Source organism: Kitasatospora sp. NPDC088779, assembly GCF_040685395.1.
Taxonomy (GTDB): domain Bacteria; phylum Actinomycetota; class Actinomycetes; order Streptomycetales; family Streptomycetaceae; genus Kitasatospora.
Genome location: NZ_JBFBHW010000003.1, coordinates 1 through 19,608, shown reverse-complemented (window position 1 = coordinate 19,608; position 19,608 = coordinate 1). Strand labels below are relative to the sequence as shown.

At 71.7% G+C, this 19,608-nt stretch carries 26 protein-coding genes and 3 pseudogenes; 18 read left to right on the top strand and 11 right to left on the bottom strand.

What is annotated here, in order from left to right:
- Positions 1 to 397: 397 nt before the first annotated feature.
- Positions 398 to 763: a hypothetical protein gene (locus AB0P03_RS03070; protein WP_363586909.1), complete on the top strand. Its 366-nt coding sequence runs from the start codon at positions 398 to 400 to the stop codon at positions 761 to 763.
- A 192-nt stretch (positions 764 to 955) separates the two neighbouring features.
- Here the strand turns inward: AB0P03_RS03070 and AB0P03_RS03065 are convergent, their stop codons facing one another.
- Positions 956 to 1,819 carry an NAD(P)H-binding protein gene (locus AB0P03_RS03065; RefSeq protein ID WP_363627654.1) on the bottom strand — a complete coding sequence of 288 codons (864 nt, stop codon included), beginning with the start codon at positions 1,817 to 1,819 and terminating at the stop codon, positions 956 to 958.
- A gap of 98 nt (positions 1,820 to 1,917) precedes the next feature.
- Between AB0P03_RS03065 and AB0P03_RS03060 the strand changes: the two genes are divergently transcribed.
- On the top strand, positions 1,918 to 2,670 hold the full coding sequence (locus AB0P03_RS03060; RefSeq protein ID WP_363627653.1) for a TetR/AcrR family transcriptional regulator: 753 nt from the start codon (positions 1,918 to 1,920) through the stop codon (positions 2,668 to 2,670).
- 138 nt (positions 2,671 to 2,808) lie between these two features.
- On the opposite strand, the pseudogene AB0P03_RS03055 reads toward AB0P03_RS03060, so the two are convergent.
- From AB0P03_RS03055 to AB0P03_RS03045, 3 genes and pseudogenes are all read right to left on the bottom strand, one after another.
- Positions 2,809 to 2,997 (bottom strand): annotated as a pseudogene (locus AB0P03_RS03055) (DUF4291 family protein); the annotation flags it as partial.
- Positions 2,998 to 3,292: 295 nt separating this feature from the next.
- Entirely contained in the window at positions 3,293 to 3,766 is a 474-nt protein-coding gene (locus AB0P03_RS03050) for a hypothetical protein (RefSeq protein WP_363627652.1), read from the bottom strand.
- Positions 3,767 to 3,981: 215 nt separating this feature from the next.
- Positions 3,982 to 4,356: a hypothetical protein gene (locus AB0P03_RS03045; protein WP_363627651.1), complete on the bottom strand. Its 375-nt coding sequence runs from the start codon at positions 4,354 to 4,356 to the stop codon at positions 3,982 to 3,984.
- A gap of 112 nt (positions 4,357 to 4,468) precedes the next feature.
- On the opposite strand from AB0P03_RS03045, the pseudogene AB0P03_RS03040 reads away from it, so the two are divergent.
- Positions 4,469 to 4,612, top strand: a pseudogene (locus tag AB0P03_RS03040) (IS256 family transposase); the annotation flags it as partial.
- Between the two features lie 5 nt (positions 4,613 to 4,617).
- On the opposite strand, the gene AB0P03_RS03035 reads toward AB0P03_RS03040, so the two are convergent.
- A complete protein-coding gene (locus AB0P03_RS03035) occupies positions 4,618 to 5,292 on the bottom strand; it encodes an NUDIX domain-containing protein (RefSeq protein ID WP_363627650.1) in 675 nt (224 codons plus the stop codon).
- Complete coding sequence (locus AB0P03_RS03030) at positions 5,289 to 5,672, bottom strand: DUF4406 domain-containing protein (protein ID WP_363586903.1); 384 nt, start codon at positions 5,670 to 5,672, stop codon at positions 5,289 to 5,291. The genes AB0P03_RS03035 and AB0P03_RS03030 overlap by 4 nt, the downstream gene beginning before the upstream one ends.
- A gap of 48 nt (positions 5,673 to 5,720) precedes the next feature.
- Here AB0P03_RS03030 and AB0P03_RS03025 point away from each other — a divergent pair, with 48 nt between their 5' ends.
- Entirely contained in the window at positions 5,721 to 6,479 is a 759-nt protein-coding gene (locus AB0P03_RS03025; RefSeq protein WP_363627649.1) for a DeoR/GlpR family DNA-binding transcription regulator, read from the top strand.
- Between the two features lie 421 nt (positions 6,480 to 6,900).
- Here AB0P03_RS03025 and AB0P03_RS03020 read toward each other — a convergent pair whose 3' ends face one another.
- A complete protein-coding gene (locus AB0P03_RS03020) occupies positions 6,901 to 7,527 on the bottom strand; it encodes a methyltransferase domain-containing protein (protein WP_363586902.1) in 627 nt (208 codons plus the stop codon).
- A 447-nt stretch (positions 7,528 to 7,974) separates the two neighbouring features.
- Between AB0P03_RS03020 and AB0P03_RS03015 the strand changes: the two genes are divergently transcribed.
- The 5 genes from AB0P03_RS03015 to AB0P03_RS02995 all read left to right on the top strand — a co-directional run bounded on the left by AB0P03_RS03015 (position 7,975) and on the right by AB0P03_RS02995 (position 10,116).
- Positions 7,975 to 8,286, top strand: coding sequence for a hypothetical protein (locus tag AB0P03_RS03015; RefSeq protein ID WP_363627648.1), 312 nt, complete (start codon positions 7,975 to 7,977; stop codon positions 8,284 to 8,286).
- 41 nt (positions 8,287 to 8,327) lie between these two features.
- The gene (locus AB0P03_RS03010) at positions 8,328 to 8,450 is read left to right on the top strand and encodes a LuxR C-terminal-related transcriptional regulator (protein WP_363627647.1); all 123 of its coding nucleotides are present in this window, start codon (positions 8,328 to 8,330) and stop codon (positions 8,448 to 8,450) included.
- A gap of 413 nt (positions 8,451 to 8,863) precedes the next feature.
- On the top strand, positions 8,864 to 9,556 hold the full coding sequence (locus AB0P03_RS03005; protein ID WP_363586901.1) for a DUF1062 domain-containing protein: 693 nt from the start codon (positions 8,864 to 8,866) through the stop codon (positions 9,554 to 9,556).
- Positions 9,557 to 9,706: 150 nt separating this feature from the next.
- Entirely contained in the window at positions 9,707 to 9,943 is a 237-nt protein-coding gene (locus AB0P03_RS03000) for a hypothetical protein (protein ID WP_363586900.1), read from the top strand.
- Positions 9,940 to 10,116, top strand: coding sequence for a hypothetical protein (locus tag AB0P03_RS02995; RefSeq protein WP_363627646.1), 177 nt, complete (start codon positions 9,940 to 9,942; stop codon positions 10,114 to 10,116). Before AB0P03_RS03000 ends, AB0P03_RS02995 begins: the two co-directional genes overlap by 4 nt.
- A 36-nt stretch (positions 10,117 to 10,152) precedes the next feature.
- Here AB0P03_RS02995 and AB0P03_RS02990 read toward each other — a convergent pair whose 3' ends face one another.
- Positions 10,153 to 10,293, bottom strand: coding sequence for a hypothetical protein (locus AB0P03_RS02990; protein WP_363586948.1), 141 nt, complete (start codon positions 10,291 to 10,293; stop codon positions 10,153 to 10,155).
- Positions 10,294 to 10,884: 591 nt separating this feature from the next.
- Here AB0P03_RS02990 and AB0P03_RS02985 point away from each other — a divergent pair.
- Positions 10,885 to 11,931 carry a glycosyltransferase gene (locus AB0P03_RS02985; protein WP_363586898.1) on the top strand — a complete coding sequence of 349 codons (1,047 nt, stop codon included), beginning with the start codon at positions 10,885 to 10,887 and terminating at the stop codon, positions 11,929 to 11,931.
- A 174-nt stretch (positions 11,932 to 12,105) separates the two neighbouring features.
- On the opposite strand, the gene AB0P03_RS02980 is transcribed toward AB0P03_RS02985, so the two are convergent.
- Together AB0P03_RS02980 and AB0P03_RS02975 are read right to left on the bottom strand one after the other, a co-directional pair.
- Positions 12,106 to 12,711, bottom strand: a complete 606-nt coding sequence (locus AB0P03_RS02980) for an NIPSNAP family protein (RefSeq protein WP_363586897.1) — start codon at positions 12,709 to 12,711, stop codon at positions 12,106 to 12,108.
- Positions 12,708 to 12,881 (bottom strand): hypothetical protein, encoded by a 174-nt coding sequence (locus tag AB0P03_RS02975; RefSeq protein ID WP_363586896.1) that lies wholly within the window; start codon positions 12,879 to 12,881, stop codon positions 12,708 to 12,710. The genes AB0P03_RS02980 and AB0P03_RS02975 overlap by 4 nt, the downstream gene beginning before the upstream one ends.
- A 55-nt stretch (positions 12,882 to 12,936) precedes the next feature.
- Here AB0P03_RS02975 and AB0P03_RS02970 point away from each other — a divergent pair, with 55 nt between their 5' ends.
- The 8 genes from AB0P03_RS02970 to AB0P03_RS02935 all read left to right on the top strand — a co-directional run bounded on the left by AB0P03_RS02970 (position 12,937) and on the right by AB0P03_RS02935 (position 19,362).
- The gene (locus AB0P03_RS02970; RefSeq protein ID WP_363627645.1) at positions 12,937 to 13,911 is read left to right on the top strand and encodes a WYL domain-containing protein; all 975 of its coding nucleotides are present in this window, start codon (positions 12,937 to 12,939) and stop codon (positions 13,909 to 13,911) included.
- A gap of 257 nt (positions 13,912 to 14,168) precedes the next feature.
- A complete protein-coding gene (locus tag AB0P03_RS02965; protein WP_363586894.1) occupies positions 14,169 to 14,636 on the top strand; it encodes an acyltransferase in 468 nt (155 codons plus the stop codon).
- Complete coding sequence (locus AB0P03_RS02960) at positions 14,609 to 15,187, top strand: hypothetical protein (RefSeq protein ID WP_363586893.1); 579 nt, start codon at positions 14,609 to 14,611, stop codon at positions 15,185 to 15,187. Before AB0P03_RS02965 ends, AB0P03_RS02960 begins: the two co-directional genes overlap by 28 nt.
- Positions 15,168 to 16,403 carry a cytochrome P450 gene (locus tag AB0P03_RS02955; RefSeq protein WP_363627644.1) on the top strand — a complete coding sequence of 412 codons (1,236 nt, stop codon included), beginning with the start codon at positions 15,168 to 15,170 and terminating at the stop codon, positions 16,401 to 16,403. Before AB0P03_RS02960 ends, AB0P03_RS02955 begins: the two co-directional genes overlap by 20 nt.
- Before the next feature lie 291 nt (positions 16,404 to 16,694).
- Complete coding sequence (locus tag AB0P03_RS02950; RefSeq protein WP_350878647.1) at positions 16,695 to 16,835, top strand: lasso RiPP family leader peptide-containing protein; 141 nt, start codon at positions 16,695 to 16,697, stop codon at positions 16,833 to 16,835.
- Positions 16,836 to 16,846: 11 nt separating this feature from the next.
- Positions 16,847 to 18,679, top strand: a complete 1,833-nt coding sequence (locus AB0P03_RS02945; RefSeq protein ID WP_363627643.1) for an asparagine synthase-related protein — start codon at positions 16,847 to 16,849, stop codon at positions 18,677 to 18,679.
- The gene (locus tag AB0P03_RS02940; protein WP_363586890.1) at positions 18,680 to 18,937 is read left to right on the top strand and encodes a lasso peptide biosynthesis PqqD family chaperone; all 258 of its coding nucleotides are present in this window, start codon (positions 18,680 to 18,682) and stop codon (positions 18,935 to 18,937) included.
- A complete protein-coding gene (locus AB0P03_RS02935; RefSeq protein ID WP_331745183.1) occupies positions 18,934 to 19,362 on the top strand; it encodes a lasso peptide biosynthesis B2 protein in 429 nt (142 codons plus the stop codon). The genes AB0P03_RS02940 and AB0P03_RS02935 overlap by 4 nt, the downstream gene beginning before the upstream one ends.
- Positions 19,363 to 19,416: 54 nt before the next feature.
- On the opposite strand, the pseudogene AB0P03_RS02930 reads toward AB0P03_RS02935, so the two are convergent.
- Positions 19,417 to 19,608, bottom strand: a pseudogene (locus tag AB0P03_RS02930) (hypothetical protein); the annotation flags it as partial.

Here is a 19,608-nt window from a genome sequence, read left to right as displayed (position 1 = left end):
GACAGGACCCCCAGGAGAGCGACAACCGGTCGTCCACGTCCTGGTTTCGGGGCGCATTCACTGGTGTGTGTGACAGGTGAAGGGCCGGAAATCGCATCAAGTTCGGATACGACCGCACAAGTTCGCATACCGCAGGAGAAATCCCGATGCCCGGAGCGTCCGGACCCCCGCGGCGGAGCGGATCCGCAACTCCCCGCAGTCCCGCCCGACGGCGTCGACCACAACGCCCTTTACCACAACGCCGCCCCTGCCACGCCGCCGTTCCGGTGCCCGGACGCCGTCCTGCCCGGGGGGCCTTTAGGCCTGAAAGCCGCTATCCGAAGCCGGTGATCAAACCGTAGGAATGGCTCCACGGCCTGATCGGCCACCCACCCGTGATCAGAAGGAGCTTTCGCCCATGATCCGTCTTCGCACCTGTATGGCCATCGCCGGCGCCGCGGCGACGTTCGCCCTGACCGCCGCGCCCGCCCAGGCCGCCCCGGGCGACGTCACGACCTCGTGCGGAAGCGTTCTCACCCCGGCCGGCTACGTCGACGTGAGCTGGGGCTACAGCAGCAGTTGCGGCACGCAGAGCTTCAGCCCGAACATCAAGCAGATGAAGCAGCTCACCGGACTGCCCGTCGGCACCGTGGTCCAGGCCTGCTCCACCACCTACCCGCCGGCGGGCTGGGTCCAGACCGGCTCGTACTACACCAGCAGCTGCGTCGCCTGGTCGAACCCGAGCCTCAACAACAACGCCTGGCAGCTGAAGCGCGTCTCCTGACCGGGCGACTCCGCTGGGCCGGCACACCCGGGGCGCTCCCTCAGGAGCGGGGTGCCCTGCCGTCCGGGCCGCCGTCCGGGAGGTGGTCCCGGACGGCGGTGTAGGCGGGGCGCGGACGGCGGCCCGAAGCCCGACCGCCGCCGAGCGGCCAGGACCGGGCACCGGCATCCGGCACCCGGCGCCCTCGGTGGATCAGCTTTCGGACAGCTGCTCGCGCAGCACCGTGCGCAGGGTGACGGGATCGCGGCCGAGCAGGTCGGCCAGGGTGGGGTCGGTGGCGGCGAACTCGCCGGCGCGGCTGGCGGCGAAGATGCCGAGCAACCGGTCGGCGGTTTCCGCGGGGACGCCTTGGCCCGTCAGCTGCGTGCGGAACTGGTCGTCGGGGGCGGTGGTCCGCGTGACGGTGCGGCCGGTGAGCTCGGTGGTGATGGCGGCGATGTCGTCGAAGGTGAGCGCCTGTCGGCCCGTGAGCGGCGGCGTGGGGCCGTCGAAGCGGCCTTCGTCGGCCAGGATGGCGGCGGCTGCGTCCGCGAGGTCGGCGTGCGCGGTCCAGGCGACCGGCCCGTCCGCGGGGAGCGCGAGCCGGCCGGACTGTGCCGCGTTGCCGAGGAAGTGCGCCGCGCTGGTGGCGTGGAAGCCGTTGCGCAGCGAGGTGAACGGCACGTCGCAGGTGCGCAGGGCCTCCTCGGTGGCGGCGTGGTCGCGGCAGGCCTGGAAGCGCGACGTCGCGCCGGCCCCCATCTGGCTGGTGTAGAGGATGCGACGGGCGCCCGCCGTGACGGCCGCTTCGATCGCGGTGCGGTGCTGCCTGACGCACTCCTCGCCCATCTTGTCGACGGAGACGACGAGGACCTGCGCGGCGTCCTCGAAGGCGTGCGCGAGGCCGGCGGCGTCGGTGAAGTTGCCCTGGCGCACCCGTACCCCTTGGTCGGCGAAGTTCTGCGCCTTCTGCGGGTCGCGGACGCTGACGCCGATGCGTGCCGCCGGTACGCGCGTCAGCAGCCTCTCGACGATCTGACGCCCCAGCTGTCCGGTGGCTCCGGTCACGATGATCATGATGTGCTCCCGTGTCGCGACGAGATGGTTCCAGTGGAAACACTTTCAAGGTATCGCCGATAATAACGATGGAACCAGTGGTGCGGTATCGTTGATTCATGCCATCGCCTTCACGCGACAGGGACGGCGCCACCGCGTCCACCATTGAGTCCGCCCCCGCCTCCCCGGGCCGGGAGCAGACCAGGCAGCGGGTCATCGAGGCCGCCATCGGGCTGCTGACGCGCGGGGGCCGCGACGCGGTCACCACCCGCGCGGTCGCCGATGCGGCGGGCCTGCAGCCGCCGGCCATCTACCGGCTGTTCGGCGACAAGGACGGGCTGCTCGACGCCGTGGCCGAGCACGGTTTCGCCGCGTTCCTCGCCACCAAGCACGTCGACCCCGACCCCCGGGACCCGATCGAGGATTTGAGAGCCGGGTGGGACGTCGCGGTCGAGTTCGGTCTGGCCAACCCCGCGCTGTACACGCTGATGTACACCGAACCCACCGGGACCACCTCGGCCGCCTTCAAGGCCGGCATGGAGATCCTGATGGGCCGCATCCGACGCCTCGCCGCCGGCGGCTGGCTCCGCGTCGACGAGGAACTCGCGGCCCAGATCATCCACGCCACGGCGCGCGGCGCCGTGCTCACCTGGCTGTCCCTGCCCCGGGACCGGCGCGACCCGGCCCTGTTGACCACCCTTCGGGAGTGCATGGTCGCCGCCGTCACCAACCGGCAGCCGGCCGTGAACGAGCCGGGCCCGGCCGGCGCAGCCCGCGCCCTGCGCGCCGCACTGCCCGAACAGACGACGCTCAGCGGCGCCGAGCAGCATCTGCTGGGGGAGTGGCTGAACCGCCTCGCCGCCGACGGCTGACCACCGGCGGCTGGAACGGGCAACGCTACCCCGGTCCCGGTGTCAACTGATGGTGCACCACGTCTCGGACCGTCGCGAGCTGCCCTGGCGGACGGCGACGGAACGAGCAGCCCGTGGCCCCGAGCGCTCGGGACCGGCTCAGCCGCGCAGGTGGTTCAGCAGCGCGTCGCCCGCCGGATAGGGGCGCTCGGCGGGAAGGAGCTGCCGGGCGGCATCCAGAGCCCCGTCCCTTACCTGGGCCTGGACCGTGTGCGCGAGTGCGGTGACGTCGTCGATCGAGACGATCCACTGCTCCGCGTAGCGCTCGGCGGCCTCGCCGGCGAGGCCGCTGGTGCGGCGCTCGGCGGTCGCTGCGGCACCTGCGGTGAGCGCGTGGTGGAGGTGTTCCCGGGTTCCTCCGCTTCCCGGCGGTGCCGGCCGGCGGGTGCCGAACGGCCCGGGCCGTTCGGCACCCAGTGGCGGGGCACCGTCTTCTCATGCTTTTCATGCGGCGGCGTGCGGCGAGCGGTGCGGCGGTACAGGCGCCGGATCACCCGATACAGGCGCCGGGGGGCGGGGGCCGGACAGATCCTGGACTATCTGGCGGCGCTTGCGCGACCCTGGCGGTGCCCGACGGCCGGGATCAGTTCTTCCACACGCCCCAGTAGACGTCGGCGTTGTCGCCGGAGCCGCTCTCACGGGTGGTGCGGAAGACGCTGCTGGTGCCATTCTCGTCGTAGCTGTTGGAACCGGTGTAGGGGTTGGCCCAGTGCAGCTGGACGGTGTTGTTGTTGCGCCAGCCTTCCTCGCAGCCGTACGTGCTGAACGTCGCCCAGCCCTCGGTGCCGGTCAGGAACCCGTTGCTCTCCGACTGGAAGGTGGCGTCGCCGGTGTTCCCCAGGGTCTGCGGCGGCTCCTGGCCCTGCGTCCAGATGCCGTGGGCCAGAGCGTAGCCGGTCCGGTAGAGCGAGCAGCCGGTCCCGTTGTGCAGGTGGACCGTGGTGCTCCGGGCCGCCTGGGTGGTGGCCGGGGCGGCCTGGGCGGTGCCGGTGGCGATGGTGCCGAGCCCGATGGCGCTTACCGCAGCCAGCGCCGCGAAGCGTGCGGAGGTACGCATGGTTCCCTCGATTCCGTGTGCCTTCGGTGGGTGGCGCGGGCGGTGTCCCGCGCCGTGGTGAACGATGCGCCGCGCCGACAGACAAACGATGGACGGTGCGGCTCGCGCCGTTCACCGCACCGTTCGCAACGCCCGTCCATCGTTTGTCAGTTGGCGTGGCGTACGAGCACCCGGGCGGCCGCCCGTCCCGACGAAGGCCCCGGAGACGTCCTCCCTCACAGTGGAGTGAGGATGTCCTGGTCCGCCCCGTCGAGGACGAAGCCGTTGTCCAGCCGGACCCGGACCGTCACCCGGTTCCCCCGTTCCCGGTGCGCGGTCCACTGCGGCTCCAGCGCGGCGATCTCCGCCTCCAGGCGCTCGCGGCTCGCCACCGGCATGGTGTGCCCGTAGTCCTCGAACAGCGCTTTGAGCCGCTGGTACTCGCGAACCTCATGGCTCTCCGGGAGTTCCCCGTCCACCCGCTCGACGGTGCCCTCCATCCCGGATCCCAGTGAGAGGAACCCGACGACGGCCCCGGGCTCCCCGGCGACCGCCTCACCGATCCCGAGGTCCTCGGCCAACCTGACGCGCCGGCCTTCCTTCAGGGGCATCCGTCCTCTGCCTCTCCATCGATCGAGGCCGCCGGCGCCGCCGGCCCGCGGCCACGGCCATTATCCGCGGTCGCGTCACGGTGCAAGATCCTCGGCGACAGAGCCTCCGCCGTCTCCGAAGGTGAGCGAGGTGCTGCCGCTGCTCTACCTGCACGGTTTGTCCTCGGGGGGCTTCGTGCCTGCGCTGGACCAGTTCCTCGGCTCGGCGGCCGGCCTGTCACCGGCCACCGTGACCCGGCTGGCCAGGCAGTGGCGGCGTTGTCAGCGCTCGCTCGTTGGGGCGAAGGGCCCGTCCAGGGCTGCCCATTGCAGGAGCAGGATGGTCTTTCCGTCGGTGATGCGTCCCTCGCGGGTCATGGCGAGGGCCTGGGCGAAGGGCAGTTCGAGGACCTCGATGTCCTCGCCGTCCTCCTCGAGTCCGCCGCCGGTTCCGGTCCGGTCGGCCGGTGTGTAGGGGGCGGCGAAGAAGTGGAGGCGTTCGGTGACGGAGCCGGGACTCATGTAGGCGTCGAGGATGTGGGTGAGCGGTCCGAGGGTGACGCCGAGTTCTTCGGCGCTCTCGCGGCGGATGGCTGTGGGCGGGTCGTCCGCGTCGAGCAGGCCTGCGGCGGCTTCGATGAGCATGCCGTCGGGGTGGTCGTTGACGTAGGCCGGGTAGCGGAACTGGCGGGAGAGCAGGACTCGGCCGCGTTCGGTGTCGTAGGGCAGGACGACGGCGCCGTTGCCGCGGTCGTAGGTCTCGCGCTGCTGGGTCTCCCAGCGTCCGTCGCGGCGGCGGTAGTCGAAGGTGGTGCGCCGCAGGACGTGCCAGCCCTGGGAGGTGAGCTCGACGTCGCGGACCCGGATGTCGGGGTTGCGGTCCAGGCCGCGTCCGGCCTGGTCGAGGCCGGTGCGGCCGCGGTGGTCGGGGGTGTAGATGCCCGGGCGGCTGCTCACGCGGTCTCCGGCGGGGTGCGGCGGGGGATCTCGGCCGCGTCGTGGTAGACGGGCAGGCCGAGGCGGCGGGCGGTGGCGACGTCCTGGTCGGCTCCGGCGGAGTCGCCGGGCAGGCGCAGTACAGCGTCGCAGTGTGTGAGCAGGCGGTCGGCGGTCGGGTAGAGGACCTGGTCGGCGAGGGGGTCGGTGGGGCCCGCGCCGGCTGAGCGCAGGACGGGCAGGGCGATCCACTCCCCGATCACGGGCAGGTGGCCGGCGGCGAAGACGGGCCAGGCGGCGGCTTCGAGGCGGGCGAGGTTGACGGCCATGGCCTGCGGATCGCCGTCGGTGCCGGAGCGGTAGGGGCCGGCGATGAGGATGAGCATGGGCTTGTCGGGCATACGCGCTACGATACATGCAGAAACGTGCAAGAACAGGAGAGATTACGGATGCTGGCTGCTGAACGGCGCGACCACCTGCTCGGTCTGCTCGCCCGCGAGGGCAAGATCGTCGCCAAGGACGTCGCCGCCGACCTGGGGATCTCCGAGGACAGTGTGCGACGTGACCTGCGCGATCTTGCCGCCGAAGGACTCTGCCAGCGGGTCTACGGCGGCGCGTTGCCTGTCTCGCCGGCGGTGGTGGACTACGCCGCCCGACAGAGCGTGGCCCCAGACGGCAAACGGAAGGTCGCCTCGGCGGCCGCCGCCCTGGTGCGGCCGGGCAACACCCTGATCCTCGACGGCGGCACCACCGCCCTCGCCGTCGCCCACGCACTCCCGCCACACCTGGCCTGCACCGTGATCACCCACAGCCCGACGATCGCCGCGGCCCTGCTCGACCATCCGCAGGCGGAACTCTTCCTGCTCGGAGGCCGGATCTTCAAGCACTCGGCGGTCGCCTGCGGTGCCGCCGCGGTCGAGGCCGCGCAGAACATCTCCGCCGACCTCTGCCTGCTCGGCGTCACCGGCGTGCACCCCGAAGCGGGACTGACCACCGCAGACGCAGAGGAGGCCGCAATGAAGCGCGCCCTGGCCGCACGGGCCGCGGACACCTACATCCTCGCCTCCTCCGAGAAGATCGGCACCGCTTCGCGGTTCCGCGTCCTGCCCTGGGAGAAAGTCAGCGGACTGATCACCGACGCCGACCCTCACGACGCGGTCGTCGAGCAACTCAAAGCGCTCGGCCTGGAAGTCCTGCCAGCCGACTGACAGCTACGAGCCAACACGGGATCGCGGACCGGCCGGCACGTGTCCAGAGCACCATCCCGCCACCACCACGGCTCAGCGATCCACAGGAATTGACGATCACTCCTTCGACGGGCTGGTCGGTCGGATCGTTCGAACGGCACGTCGATCGTGGTGGCGTGTCTGCTGGCGCTGGATGTCATCCTGTTCGCCGCTGGATCGCCTCACTGCCTCAGACGGGATGAACCGACCCTCTCCTGCCCCGCTCGAATCCCGGCCGGGCCGTGTTCTAGGGTTTCGTGGTTCTGCCCCGGCGGGCAGGCCAGCCGGCGTCCCGCGAAGCCCAGCGGGACTGATCGTTCTCACGGTTACGTCCACCACCAGGGCCCGGTCTCGTCCGCGGCGCACATCCCCGCGACCACTCTGTCAGGCCCCGCACGGCCCGTCAGCTCCCGGGTCGCCGTGCCCAGAACAGGATATGGCCGCTGTCGCCCTCGGGGACGAACTCCTCGTGCGATACCTCCAAACCGGCTTGCAGCAGCCAGGACCGGTTCGTGTCCGCGTCCGCTTGACTCCACCACATCGCAGCCCCGCCACCGAGCCAGTTCTCGTCGGTCCCGGTCCAGGTTTGATGCCCGGTGGTGACCACAAGCCAGCCTCCCGGCCGCAGCCACGATGCGATCCGCCCCAGCAGGGCAGGCTGTTCCTCGACAGGAATGTGGATCAGCGCGTACAAGCAGATCACAGCGTCGAAGGTCCCCGACGGGAACGCCAGGGTCGTGGCGTCCGCTCGAATGAACTCGGCCTCCGGCGCCAGCTCCCGAGCCCGTTGGACCTGGACGTCGCTGATGTCGACGCCCGTGACACGGTGCCCCGCTGCGGCGAGCGACCGGACCACGGGGACTCCTGTCCCGCACCCCACATCCAGAACCACGCCCGCCTCCGGGAGCCGCCCGAGCAACTCCTCGATCCACGATCCGTACTTCGTCTCGCTGTTGAACACCCGCTCGTAATGCGCGGACAGCAGATCGTACCCACGCCGGACCAAGTCCTTCGGATCTTCAGCATCCACAATGGCGCACCGTAACGGTCTCTGGCCGGCGGAGCGACTCCATTCCGGCTGCCTCCGGCCGGGTCCGGCGGCCACCTCTGGCCCCACAGATCAAGGTGAGGGTCCGGCTCGCCGACAACCCCTGACTTCGGCGTTCGATTTCTGACCTGGGCAAACGTCGCTGGAATCTTTAGGAATAGGCACTTACAGGGCTTCCCACCGGCGGATTAGGTGATAACCCACCTTGGCAAGGGCCGGCGACGGTCCTGTTCTACCGGCGCGAGACGAGGGGCCGCTGGACCCGCTGGAACACCGACTTCGCGGCGCAGAGCCTGCACGGCTTCGGCGTCGGCCTGCCGGCGCCGCTCGCCGTCGTCGCCGCGCCTCGATCATTGCCTCCCACCTCGGTTGATTGCTAAGAGCGTGTGATGTATCACTTTCGGTTATGTCGATGATTCGTGTCGCACCATGAACACCCTGCCTGTAGCCGACGCCCGGAGCGCAGGATGGGGGGCCTACCTCCGACTGGCCAAGGCCGACTCACTCGACCGGTTCCTCTTACCGATCCTCGTCGGCTGGTCTGCTCTGTCGACCGAGTCCTGGCTGTCCGCCAGCAGTGCCCGCGTGATCACGCTGATCACACTCGGCACGGGTCACCTGCCTCGCCTGGTCACGGCGGTTGTCACCGCCTGGGGCAGCGAACCGGCCGGTCAAGGCCGGCGCTCCAACCCGGCGGGGGACGGCCGCCGTGTGCATCACCAGAGCACTACGCCGACCTGACGCTCCAGGAGACGCAGATCGTCCGCTTCGTCGCCCAGGGGATGTCCAACCGGGACATCGCCGCCCAGCTCTTCCTGAGTTCGCGAACGGTCGCCTACCGCCTCTGGAAGGCCTATCCGAAGCTCGGCGTCGGCTCGCGCGGGGAACTGGCGGCGCTGGTCTGACGGCGCTGGTCCGAAAAAACCGGTTGCGGGGGAGCGCGGCCCAGATCACGATGTGCGGCATGTACCTGTGCTGACGACTGCCACGTAGCAACTCACCCCTACGCGATCGACCTCTGCGCCGGGCCACCGGCCGCGCGCTGAGTCGATGACACGCGCGCTCACGCGATCGACCGCCCTCGGCGCTCGGCCATGCCGCCATGTGGCCATGTCCCGAGGCGATGAGACGCGCTGTCGAGAGTTGCCACGGAGAGACACACCTGTCGCGCGATCGACCTCGGGGCGCCCGCCATGCGGCCACCCGCCCCGAGGCGATGACACGCGCCCTCGTGAGCACTCGTCAGATCCCAGGAGCCCCGGCCGATCCAGCCGATCCGGCCTGCGCGCGTTCCTGCTGAACCAGGAAACAGACCACCATGCATACCGAACGCAAGGCCCGCTGGGCCGTGCGCCAGTCCGCGCTGCCCACCGTCGTCCGCAGCTGCCCGGACTGCTCCAGCACACGGCACCGGCCCTCAGGCAAGATCCGTGTCAACGCCAACGGCAAGCTCATCGACGTCTGGCTGCTGCTCAGCTGCGCGGGCTGCGACCGGACCTCGAAGGTGCCCGTCCACGAGCGCGTCCACACGTCATCGCTGGAACCCGCCCGCAGGGAGGCGTACGAGAACAACGACCTCGCCGTGGTGCGGGAACTGACGATGAGTGCGTCGCTCGCCGCCAAGAACGGCTACCGCCTGGACTGGAGCGGCACCTGGGAGCTGGAGGCACGCACGCCGCTCCACGCGATCGACGATCCGACCCCGCTGACGGTGCTGGTGAGCTTCGAGCTGCCGGTCCCGGTCCGGGTCGAACGCCTGCTCATGTCCGGCCTCGGCCTCAGCCGCAGCAGGGTCCGCCGGATGGTCGCGGACGGCCGCATCCGCCTGCCGCTCGCCCCGGACGCCAAGGCGCGCCGCGACTTCGAGCTGACGGTCCACGCTCCGGCGGCGACCCTGGCTCAGCTCGCGGCTCCGGTCGCGGCGACGCGGCGGGAGGCGGTGCGCGAACTCGGCGCCGCCGACACCGTCGAGGCGCCGCTGCGCCTGTCGCGCGCGGTGTCCGGGGCGTAGGCCGACGGCTCGGTGCGGGGCGGTACCCGCGCGCGGCTCACGGACTCGCCGTTCGTGAGCCGCGTGGTGGGCTCCCGCGTGGTGGGTCCAGCCTTCTCCGACGACGCAGTCCGGAGTACCGCAACGGTGGTGGCAGGCGATGATCGGAGCGTGACCGGCTCCCCGGGCGTCCCCAGGCCCGACGGCATGATCGTCGCCATCGACGCAGGTCACCAGGCTGTGTGCTTCTACCGTCACTACCCGCAGCCGGTGGCCGCGGTACGGCGGCACCTGCCACGCCCGACCCTGCTGCGGCGCTGGCTGGCTGCCACCGACCGGTTGGATCCGGCGGAGGGCGGCGCGGTGGTGCTGCGCTGCTGGCCACCGATCCCGACGGCCGCACCGTGATCGCCTCCGGCGCCGTCACGGCCTACGATCCGCCGACCCTGTTGGAGCTGGACCTCGACCCGCACGGGCGGGTCCGGTTCGACCTGACCGACGAGGGCGGCGGCACGGCTCTCGCCTTCAGCACCAAGCTGCCCGCGCCCTCCTCCGGGAGGCTTCCGGGAAGGGGGTGGTGACAGACATCGCGACCAGGTGACAACTACCTTGACCAGTCACACCAGGGTGCTGACGGCGATCAGGGGCAGGGCCAGTTCGGCGGTCCTGTCGCCGAACTGTGAGGCCGACTGACCGGCCCAGAAGCGGCGGAACCGCCGATCCCGCCACAGCGGGCCCGTGTCGGTGGAGGTGGTCAAGGATCGCCAGCCGCACCGGATGCGCCAAGGCCCGCATGGCTTGGGGGTCAGTGATCTCGATATCGTCCAGGCGATTGTTGGAGGCCATGGCGTGAGAGTCAACTCTCGCATCGGCGGCTTCGTCTGTGGTCCTGCGCTCGGCGCCCCTCTCCGGTCCTGGCCGCGACGGGGTTCCGTGCCCGTGTGCAGCCCCTCTGCCTTCCGTCCGCCGACGGCGGTACCGGGAGCGGCACAGGCCCCCCAGGTGGGAGATCGTCAGGTTCCGGCCGAAGCCCGCGGCGCCGCATGTCCATCGGGGGGTCGGCAGAGAACAGTTGTACTCGACCGGTCGGTGATTGCGTCCCACTCCTTGGCAGGGGCGGCAGCCCGGAGAGCGCCCCGGGTAGCGCCGGTCCCTCGACCGCGTCGGGCCGGTGACACGCGGGGGCATTGCTGCCACCCTGAGCGTATGAGTACGGGCCAGGCCCAGCCGCTGTGCACGGACGTTGCTCCACGGCACCGGGAAGGCGATGCCGCCTCCCCGGCCCAACCGCCCACGCCCGTAACCCCCGTGGTCTGGTCCTACCGATCGTTGTTTCTCAGGGAGGCACGATGACCGGCCGAGTGATCTACGCGTCGTTCGAGTTCCAGTTCCCGCTGGGCGGCATTCGGGTGCTGAACCAGCAGGTCTCGCTGCTGCGGGCCGTCGGCGTCGAGGCGTTCCGCTGGACGCCAACGCCGGGATTCCGTTACACGTGGTTCGACGACGACGTGCCGACGCTGTCCGGCATGACCTTGGACCTCGGGCCCGAGGACGTGCTGGTGCTGCACGAGGTCAGCGTGGTCCCGGGCCACGACCCGGCGCCCGGCGGCCACAAGGTGATCTACTCGCAGGGGCACTACGTCAACTTCCTGACCTGCCCGGAACCCGGCCCGTATCCGGGATGGTCGGACCGGCCGGCTCTGTGGACGATCTCGAAGGCGGGCGTCGACATGTTCCGCCGCGCCCTGCCCGAGTTCGAACCGCACCTGGTGCCGAACGTCATTGACACCGAGTTGTTCCGACCGGCGTCGACCGAGCGGGTTCGGCGCATCGCGTGGATGTCCCGCAAGCGCCCGATCGAGACCACTCTGCTCCGCCGTCTGCTGCACGCCGACCCGCGGTTCGAGGGCGTGGAGCTGTACGACATCCACGCGGTCCCCCACGAGGAGGTCGCTCGCGTCCTGTCCGACACGTCGGTGTTCATCGCGTTGGGAGCGCCCGAGGGCGAGGGCTTCGGATTGCCGCCGGCCGAGGCGATGGCCAGCGGCTGCCTGGTGACGGGTTACGCCGCCGGCGGCGGAGCGGAACTGTTCGACTCGCCGTCCGCGTGGCGGATCCCGGAGCTCGAAACGGATCGGTTGGCGGACAAGGCCCTTGAGCTGCTCGACCTGCCCGGCCAGGACGAGGTGCGGCGGGCGGGCCGTCAGTGGGTCGCCGACCGGTACACCACCCGGGCCGCCGTCGAGGCACTGATCGAGGGCATCCGCAAAGCGCGTGCCCTCCCCGGCGGGGCGGCGAAGGCCACCCATCCGGCCGCCTGGATGGAGGAGTTGTTGAGGCGCTTCCCGGTGCCGCCGGAGACGCACGCCCGGGTGGAACCACCGGCCGCTTCGTAGTCCTCCAGCCGGACTGCTCCGTTCCCGCCGGCCACCGGCCCGAAAGCGGGGAGCGACGGCCCGCACCAGCGCGGTGCAGGCCGTCGCCACCTCGCACGACCCCGTGCTCGGCGGGTGACGCAGCAGGTCAGGCCGGACGTCGGCCTGCCCACCCACGGCCCGCTGCGACAGGCTTCAGCGGGAGTGTTGCCGCACGGGCGAGAGGTGCAGTTGCTGCGGGGCGGAGTGCAGGTGTGTCGAGAGGTCCGGCAGGGGGGCGGTGTCGCCCGTGGTGAACCACACCAGGACGTCCTCGCCGGCCCGTACGGGCAGGGCGGGGAAGTCGTTCTCCGCGTGTTCGGTGCGGTGAACCGCCAACGGCGGGGTCCGGACGGCCAGTTCCGGGCGCAGACGCCGCTCGAAGTGGTCGGCGAAGGCGGCGGGGTCCAGGGGGTGGCAGATGGTCGCGACGACCGGACCGGCGTCGGCCGGGGTGGTGAAGCCCGGGCCGCGCAGCAGCAGGACGTCGTCCGAGTCCACCATCGTCGCGTTGGCGGCGTCCCGGTGCTCCTTCCAGACCGGCCCGTAGTAGAAGGCGTGCAGTGCTCGTGCCCGCGACGCCATGTCCGGGAAGCTGCGCAGCCAGACGAAGCGGTCCGGGTCGTCCAGGTCCCGGAACCGGCCGCCGACGGTGATGCCCACTGCCTGCTGTCCGGTCACGAACTCCCGCTCGAAGAGGTCGATCAGAGTGTCGCGGGCACCTTGGTGCAGGGTGTACTGGCGCAGTTCGACGATGCTCACGAGGCGTCCTGCAACTGGACACGGCTGAGTTCCGTGACCCGGTCGAGCGCCCGGCTGTGTCCGCCGTTCACGGAGAACTCCTGCGCCCGGCTGTCACCGCCGGCCGGAACCCCGGTGAGTCTGCGGACGGCCATGCCCCGGGAACCGTGGAGGAAGTCGGAATCGATCATGGCCGCAGGCTAGAACCGGTCCACTGACACCTCCTGTCAGTGGATACTGACAGCTGTGCGCGCCAGCCGACTGATCTCGCTGCTCCTGCTCCTCCAGAACCGGGGAAGGATGACGGCCCGGCAGCTCGCCGACGAGCTGGAGGTGTCGGTCCGCACGGTCTACCGGGACCTCGAAGCGCTCGGCGCCGCCGGGATCCCGCTGTTCGGCGAGGCCGGTCACGGCGGCGGCTACCGGCTGCTCGACGGGTACCGCACCCGGCTGACGGGCCTGACCGCCGATGAGTCGCAGGCCCTGTTCCTGGCCGGGCTGCCCGGCCCGGCGGCCGAGTTGGGCCTGGGCGAGGTCCTGGCGGCCGCCGAGCTCAAGCTGCGGGCCGCCCTACCGGCGGAGCTCCGCGAGCGGGCCGGGCTGATCCAGGAGCGCTTCCACCTCGATGCGCCCGGCTGGTACGGGGACGTGGACGAGACGCCGCACCTGGCGGCCGTCGCGGCCGCGCTCTGGGACCGGCGCAGGGTGTGGGTCCGCTACCGACGGTGGAAGGCGCCCACCGAGGTGGAACGGCGACTGGAGCCGTACGGACTGGTCCTCAAGGCCGGCCGCTGGTATCTGGTCGCTGCCGCGGGCGGTGCCACCCCGCGTACGTACCGGGTCGACCAGATCCTCGAACTGCGAGAACTGGAAGAGGAGTTCCAGATACCCGCGAGCTTCGACCTGGCTGCACACTGGCGGGACCGGCTCGCCGACTTCCATGCCCGACTGCACACCGCGGAGGCGACGGTGCGACTGTCGCCGCGCGGTGTCGCCCGGGGCCGCGAGCAGCTCGGCCGCGCGTTCGACCGGGCGGTCACGGATTCGGGGGTGACCGAGGCGGACGGCTGGACCAGAGCGTCCGTGCCCATCGAGTCCCTTGGCCACGCCCACAACGAGTTCCTGAGACTGGGCACCGACGTGGAGGTCCTCGAACCACCGGAGCTGCGTGCCCGGCTGGCCGCGACCGCCCGCGCACTCGCCGACCGATACGGGGCCTGACGTGGGTGAATTCCCTTCCCTGCCCTCCGCCTCTGACGGGACGTGTGCCGGGTCGCCTGTCCGCCGGCCCGGGCCGACCTGCCTGCCCGATCCGCTGGGCCGATCCGCTGGGCCGATCCGCTGGGTCGATCCGCTGGGTCGCACGGTGCGATGCGGTGCATCGAGGAAATCCGCTTGACCGTTCCGGCGGGGCCATTTGATAGTGGCCCAAACAGTCTGCGCACATGCTCGGATTCCACCCGGGAAGCCCTGGTGGCGTGGATGTCGTCATCGACAGGGAAGCGGTGATGCAGACGCCGGAACCGTCCGCTCGTCCGAGCCGCCTGCCGTCGCTGACCGGTATGCGGTTCATCGCGGCGTTCGCCGTGCTGGTATCCCACCTGGCCGGTCAGATCGTCGGATCGATACACCCCGGTCTGCCGTACCTGATCACGACCCTCGGACCGGTCGGGGTGGCGTTCTTCTTCGTGCTCAGCGGCTTCATCCTCACCTGGGTCGCCGACCCGAACGACACCGCCGGACTGTTCTGGCGCCGACGCCTGGTGAAGATCCTTCCGAATCACCTGACGACCTTCACGGCCACCGTGGCGTTGATGGCCGCTGCGGGCGTTCCGATCATGGTGATCAACACGATCCCGCCGCTGCTGCTGATCGAGCCCTGGATTCCCGACTTCGACGCCCTCGGCGGGCTGACCGGATGCTCGAATTCGTCTTCGGCATCCTGATGGCGCGCATCGTGATCTCGGGGAAGTGGATCCGTCTGGGCATGACGCCGGCGTTCCTGCTGACCATCGCCTGCGTGGTGGTCCAGTCCCACCTGCCCGGCGTGTTCCGCCTCTGCGCCGGACCGACCGCGGCCGCACTCGCCCTGCTGATCGCGGCCGCCGCCTCCGCCGACGTACGCACCGCACGCACCCCCTTCAGCGGCCGGACCATGGTGTGGCTCGGCGAGATCTCGTTCGCCCTCTACCTCGTGCACTACCTCGTGATCCAGTACGGCCCGATCGACGGCGTGCACGCCACGGGCGGGACGGCGGGCGGCGCCGCGTCGACGCGGCTGGTGCACATCCTGCTCACCGTCGCGATCAGCCTCGTCCTCGCGGCGGCCCTCTACACACTGGTCGAACGCCCGGCGGTCCGACGCTTCAGCCGGCCGCGCGGCCGCCGCGCCGGACCCACCCCGGTCCGTGAGGACGGCCGGCCCCGTACGCGTCGGCGCGATGAGCTCTCCCTCCGTCATCCTGGAGCCGTCACCCATGACGAAACCCAGCCCTGACCCGGCATCAGAACTTCCCGGACTCCTCGGACTCCCCGAATTCCCGGTCACCCGGCCGGACTCCTGCCCCCTCGACCCCGACGAGACCTACGCCCGGCTGCGCGCCCACGCGCCGGTGTCACCGGTGCGCTGCCCGGCCGGGATGGACGCATGGCTGGTCAGCCGCTACGAGGACATCCGGAGCGTGCTCACGGATCCCCGGCTGAGCTCCCGCGGCGCGGGATCGATGCACATGCTGCCCTCCTACGACCGGCGCGACCCGGCCCCGGGCTCGATGATCCAGCTGGACGGGGAAGAGCACGCACGGCTGCGACGGCTGCTGATCGGCGAGTTCACCGTGCGACGGATGGAGGCGCTGCGTCCGTCCGTCCAGCGGATCACCGACCGGCACGTCGATGCGATGCTCGCCGGGTCGAGCGCCGACCTGGTACGGGACTTCGCGCTGCCGATCCCGTCGCTGGTGATCTGCGAGCTGCTCGGCGTGCCCTACGACGACCACGAGTCCTTCCAACACGACAGCGAGGTGCTGATCGGCTTCGGGGCCGACGCGGCCACCCGCGACGCGGCCACCCGGCGGCTGGAGGGCTACCTCGGCGAGCTGATCGTTCGGCGCCGGGCCGAGCCGCGGGACGACCTGCTGAGCCGGCTGATCGTCCGCGGCGAGGCGACCGAACACCCCCCGACCATAGGGGAGTTGGCCACGCTCGGCGTACTGCTGCTGGTCGCCGGGCACGAGTCGACGGCCAACATGATCGCGCTCAGCGCCCTGGTGCTGATGGCGGACCGGGAGCGGGTGGCCGCGCTGCGGGCCGCCCCGGACACCATCGGCACGGCCGTGGAGGAACTGCTGCGCTACCTGTCCGTGATCCAGTTCGGGCTGCTGCGGTACGCCACGGAGGGCGTCACCGTCGGCGGTACCGCGGTGGCGGCGGGAAGCTGGCTGGTCGCCGCGATCCCGTCCGGAAACCGGGACGAGGACGTGTTCCCGGCCCCGGACACCGTCGACCTGCGCCGACCGCCCCGCACACACCTGGCGTTCGGGTTCGGTCCGCACCAGTGCATCGGCCAGCAGCTGGCCCGGATCGAGTTGCAGGTCGCGCTGACCACACTGCTGCGCCGCGTGCCGGGGCTACGGCTGGCCGAGCCGTTGGCGCAGTCCGCGTTCAAGCACAACGACATCGTCTTCGGCCTGCGGAGCATGCCGGTCCTCTGGTGACGTCCGGGGCTTCGAGGGCTCGCGGCGCCCGCCGGCGGCCACGGCAGCGGCGGGCCCGCGTTCTCCCGCGTTTCCCTCTGGCCGGATCCAGCCCCTCCGCCCTCCGTGCGCGCGGACCGGCACTCACGTGCCCGGCAGCCCCGGGAGCGGCACCGGCCGCCCAGGTGGGAGACCGTCAGGTTCCGGCCGAAGCCTCCGGCACCGCTTGTCCATCGGGGAGTCGGCAGAGAACAGTTGTACTCGACCGGCCGGTGATCGCGTCCCACTCCTTGTGAACGAGAGGACATCGTCATGACCGACGTGTACGAGCCCCCGACGCTGGACGTGTACGAGCCCCCGATGCTGATCGAACTCGGTGACTTCGCGGACCTCACCCGGGGCTTCGACATCGGCAACCAGTCCGATGTCCACGGCTACTACCTCGCCCCCTGAGGAACCGGCCGATGAGCGGTCACCCGCGGACCTGGTTCGTGGTCCTTCCGGACACCGAAGCCGGGGCCGCGACGGCCGCGGTGTGGGGCACGGCCGAGTGCCGTGCCCTGCACCACCCCAGCGGGCGTCCCTGGATCCTCGGCCACTGGCCGGCCGACGAGCCGGTCACCGCCCAGGCCGGACCGGTCGCGCTGGCCGTGTTCGGCACCTCCGACGCCGACCCGCACCGCCTGCGCCGCCACGCCGAACGCGTTCGCGACCCGCGGGACGTGCTCGCCCTCGGCGGCGACCTCGCAGGCAGCTTCCACCTCCTCGCCACCGTGCACGGCACCGTGGCCGCGCGCGGCTCGCTGTCCGGACTGCGCCGACTCCACCTGGCCGAGGTCGACGGCGTCCCCGTGCTGTCCGACCGGGCCGACGTCCTGGCCGCCGCCGCCGGCCTCAGCCCGTCCCTCGACCGGCTCGCCCTCAGGCTCGCCGAGCCGCTGCCGCACCCCGTCGACGCGCTGCCCCTGTGGCCGGGACTCGCCGCCGTGCCGCCGAACCACGCGGCCGTGCTCGCCCCCGGACGCCCCGCCCGCACCCTCGCCCACTGGCACCCGCCGGCCCCGCGGCGAGCCCGGCCCGAAGCCGCGACGGCGCTCGGCCAGGCCCTGCGCCGGGCCGTCGACACCCGGACCAGGGACGGCGGGCTCATCGCCGCCGACCTCTCCGGCGGGCTGGACTCCACACCCCTGTGCTTCCTGGCCGCCACGGGCCCGGCCGAACTGCTCACCGTCACCATCGGCTCCGTCGACCCCCACCACGAGGACGCCGCCTGGGCGCAGCGAGCCGCGCACCACCTGCCCGGCCGACGACTCGTGCTGGCGGCCGAGGACATTCCCGCGATGTTCGCCGACATCGACACACCCGGACCGCAGGGCGACGAACCGTTCGCCTGGACCCGGACCAGAGCCCGCGACGAAGCCGTCGCCCGGCTGCTCGCGACGCACGGCGCCCGGCTGCGGATCAGCGGCGAAGGCGGCGACGAGGTGCTGCAGGCCCTGCCCGCCTACCTGCGCACCGTCCTGCCACGGCACCCGGCCACCGCCGCCCGCCACCTGCGCGGACACCGGGCCCGCCTGCGCTGGACGCTGCCGGACGCCCTGAGCGCCCTCAGCGACCCCCGGCCGTATTCGGCCTGGCTCGCCCGCGCCGCCGACCGCCTCACCCACCCCGACCCGCCGCGCACCACCCAACTGCTCGGCTGGGGGATGGCACCCCGGCTGCCGCCCTGGGCCACCGCCCGGACCGCCGAACTGGTACGCGAACAGCTGCGGGCCGGCCAGGGCTCGGAACCGCTGGCGCCGGAGCACGCCCAGCACCAGGCGCTGCGCATGGTCCGGCACAGCGCGGCGGCCATGCGGCAGCTGATCGACGCCACCGCCCGCGCGGGAACGCCGTACAGCGTGCCCTTCCTGGACGACCAGGTCCTGGACGCCTGCCTGGCCGCCGACCCCGCCACCCGCGGAACGCCCTTCGCGTACAAGCCGCTGCTCACCGCGGCCGTCGCTCCCGACGTGCCGGCCGACCTCCTCCGGCGCACCGGCAAGGGCGACTTCAGTCCGGACACCTACCAGGGGCTCGCCCGCCACCGCGCCGAACTCGCCGCGCTCATCGACGACAGCGCCCTGGCCCGCGCCGGACTGGTCGACCCCGCCGTCCTCCGGCAGGCCTGCCTCGGGCTGTACCCGCCCGGCACCTCCTACGCGGCCCTGGACGCGACGCTCGCCTGCGAGCACTGGCTGCGCGCCCACGGGACGAGCCGGCACCCCGCCTCCCCGACCACCGCCCAAGGAGCTTGAATGGCCACTCGGTTGCGCCCCGACGTGACGCTCACCCCGACCGACGACGGCGCCGTCGTCCTGGACGAACGCTCCGGCCGCTACTTCCAGTTGAACCGCACTGGGCTGCTCATCCTGCGGTCCCTGCTGGAGGACCGGACCGCCGACGAGATCGCCGCCGACCTCGGCGGCCGGTTCCCGGTCACGGCGGCCCGGGCACGTTCCGACGTCGACCGGCTGCACGAGAGCCTGCGCACCGCCGGGCTGGTCACCGGATGAGCCTGCACGCGCACGCCGACCACGTGGGCCGGCCGCCCTGGCACCTGCGGCCGGCCGTGCTCGCGGCGATCGGCGCGGCGCGGCTGGTCGAACGGCTCCCCCCTGCCCGGATCCGTCGGCTGATGAGCGCACTGCGGCGCGGCGCCCGCCCCGCCGGCCGGGCCGAGGCACTGGCCGCCCGGCAGGCCGTGGTCGCCCTCAGCATGCGCTGCGCCGGCCAGGGATGTCTCCAACGCTCGATCGCCGCAGCGCTGTTGTGCCGCACGCGCGGCACCTGGCCGACCTGGCGCACGGGCGTGCGAACCGCGCCCTTCCGCGCCCACGCGTGGATCGAGGCCGACGGCGAACCCGTCGACGAGCCCGCCGAACTCGCTCACTTCCACCCGCTGATCACCGTCGCACCGGAACACCGACCGGGCCCGTGACCTCGTCGCTCACCCGGGTCCGGCCGTGGGTGGGTACCGGTGGTGTGGTCGGGGTTACTTGCCGGCGGCTGTCATGGAGGTGACGGCGTCGGTGATGGTGGCGCGGTAGTTGCCCAGGTGGGGGTTGAGGACGCGGGTGTCGCTGGTGAGCGGGAAGTTGTGGGTGGCGGCGAGGGGCATGTTGGTGTCGTCCTGGTCGGCGAGGACGTTGAGTTCGTTGATGTCGGGGGTGGTGCCGGTGGTGGC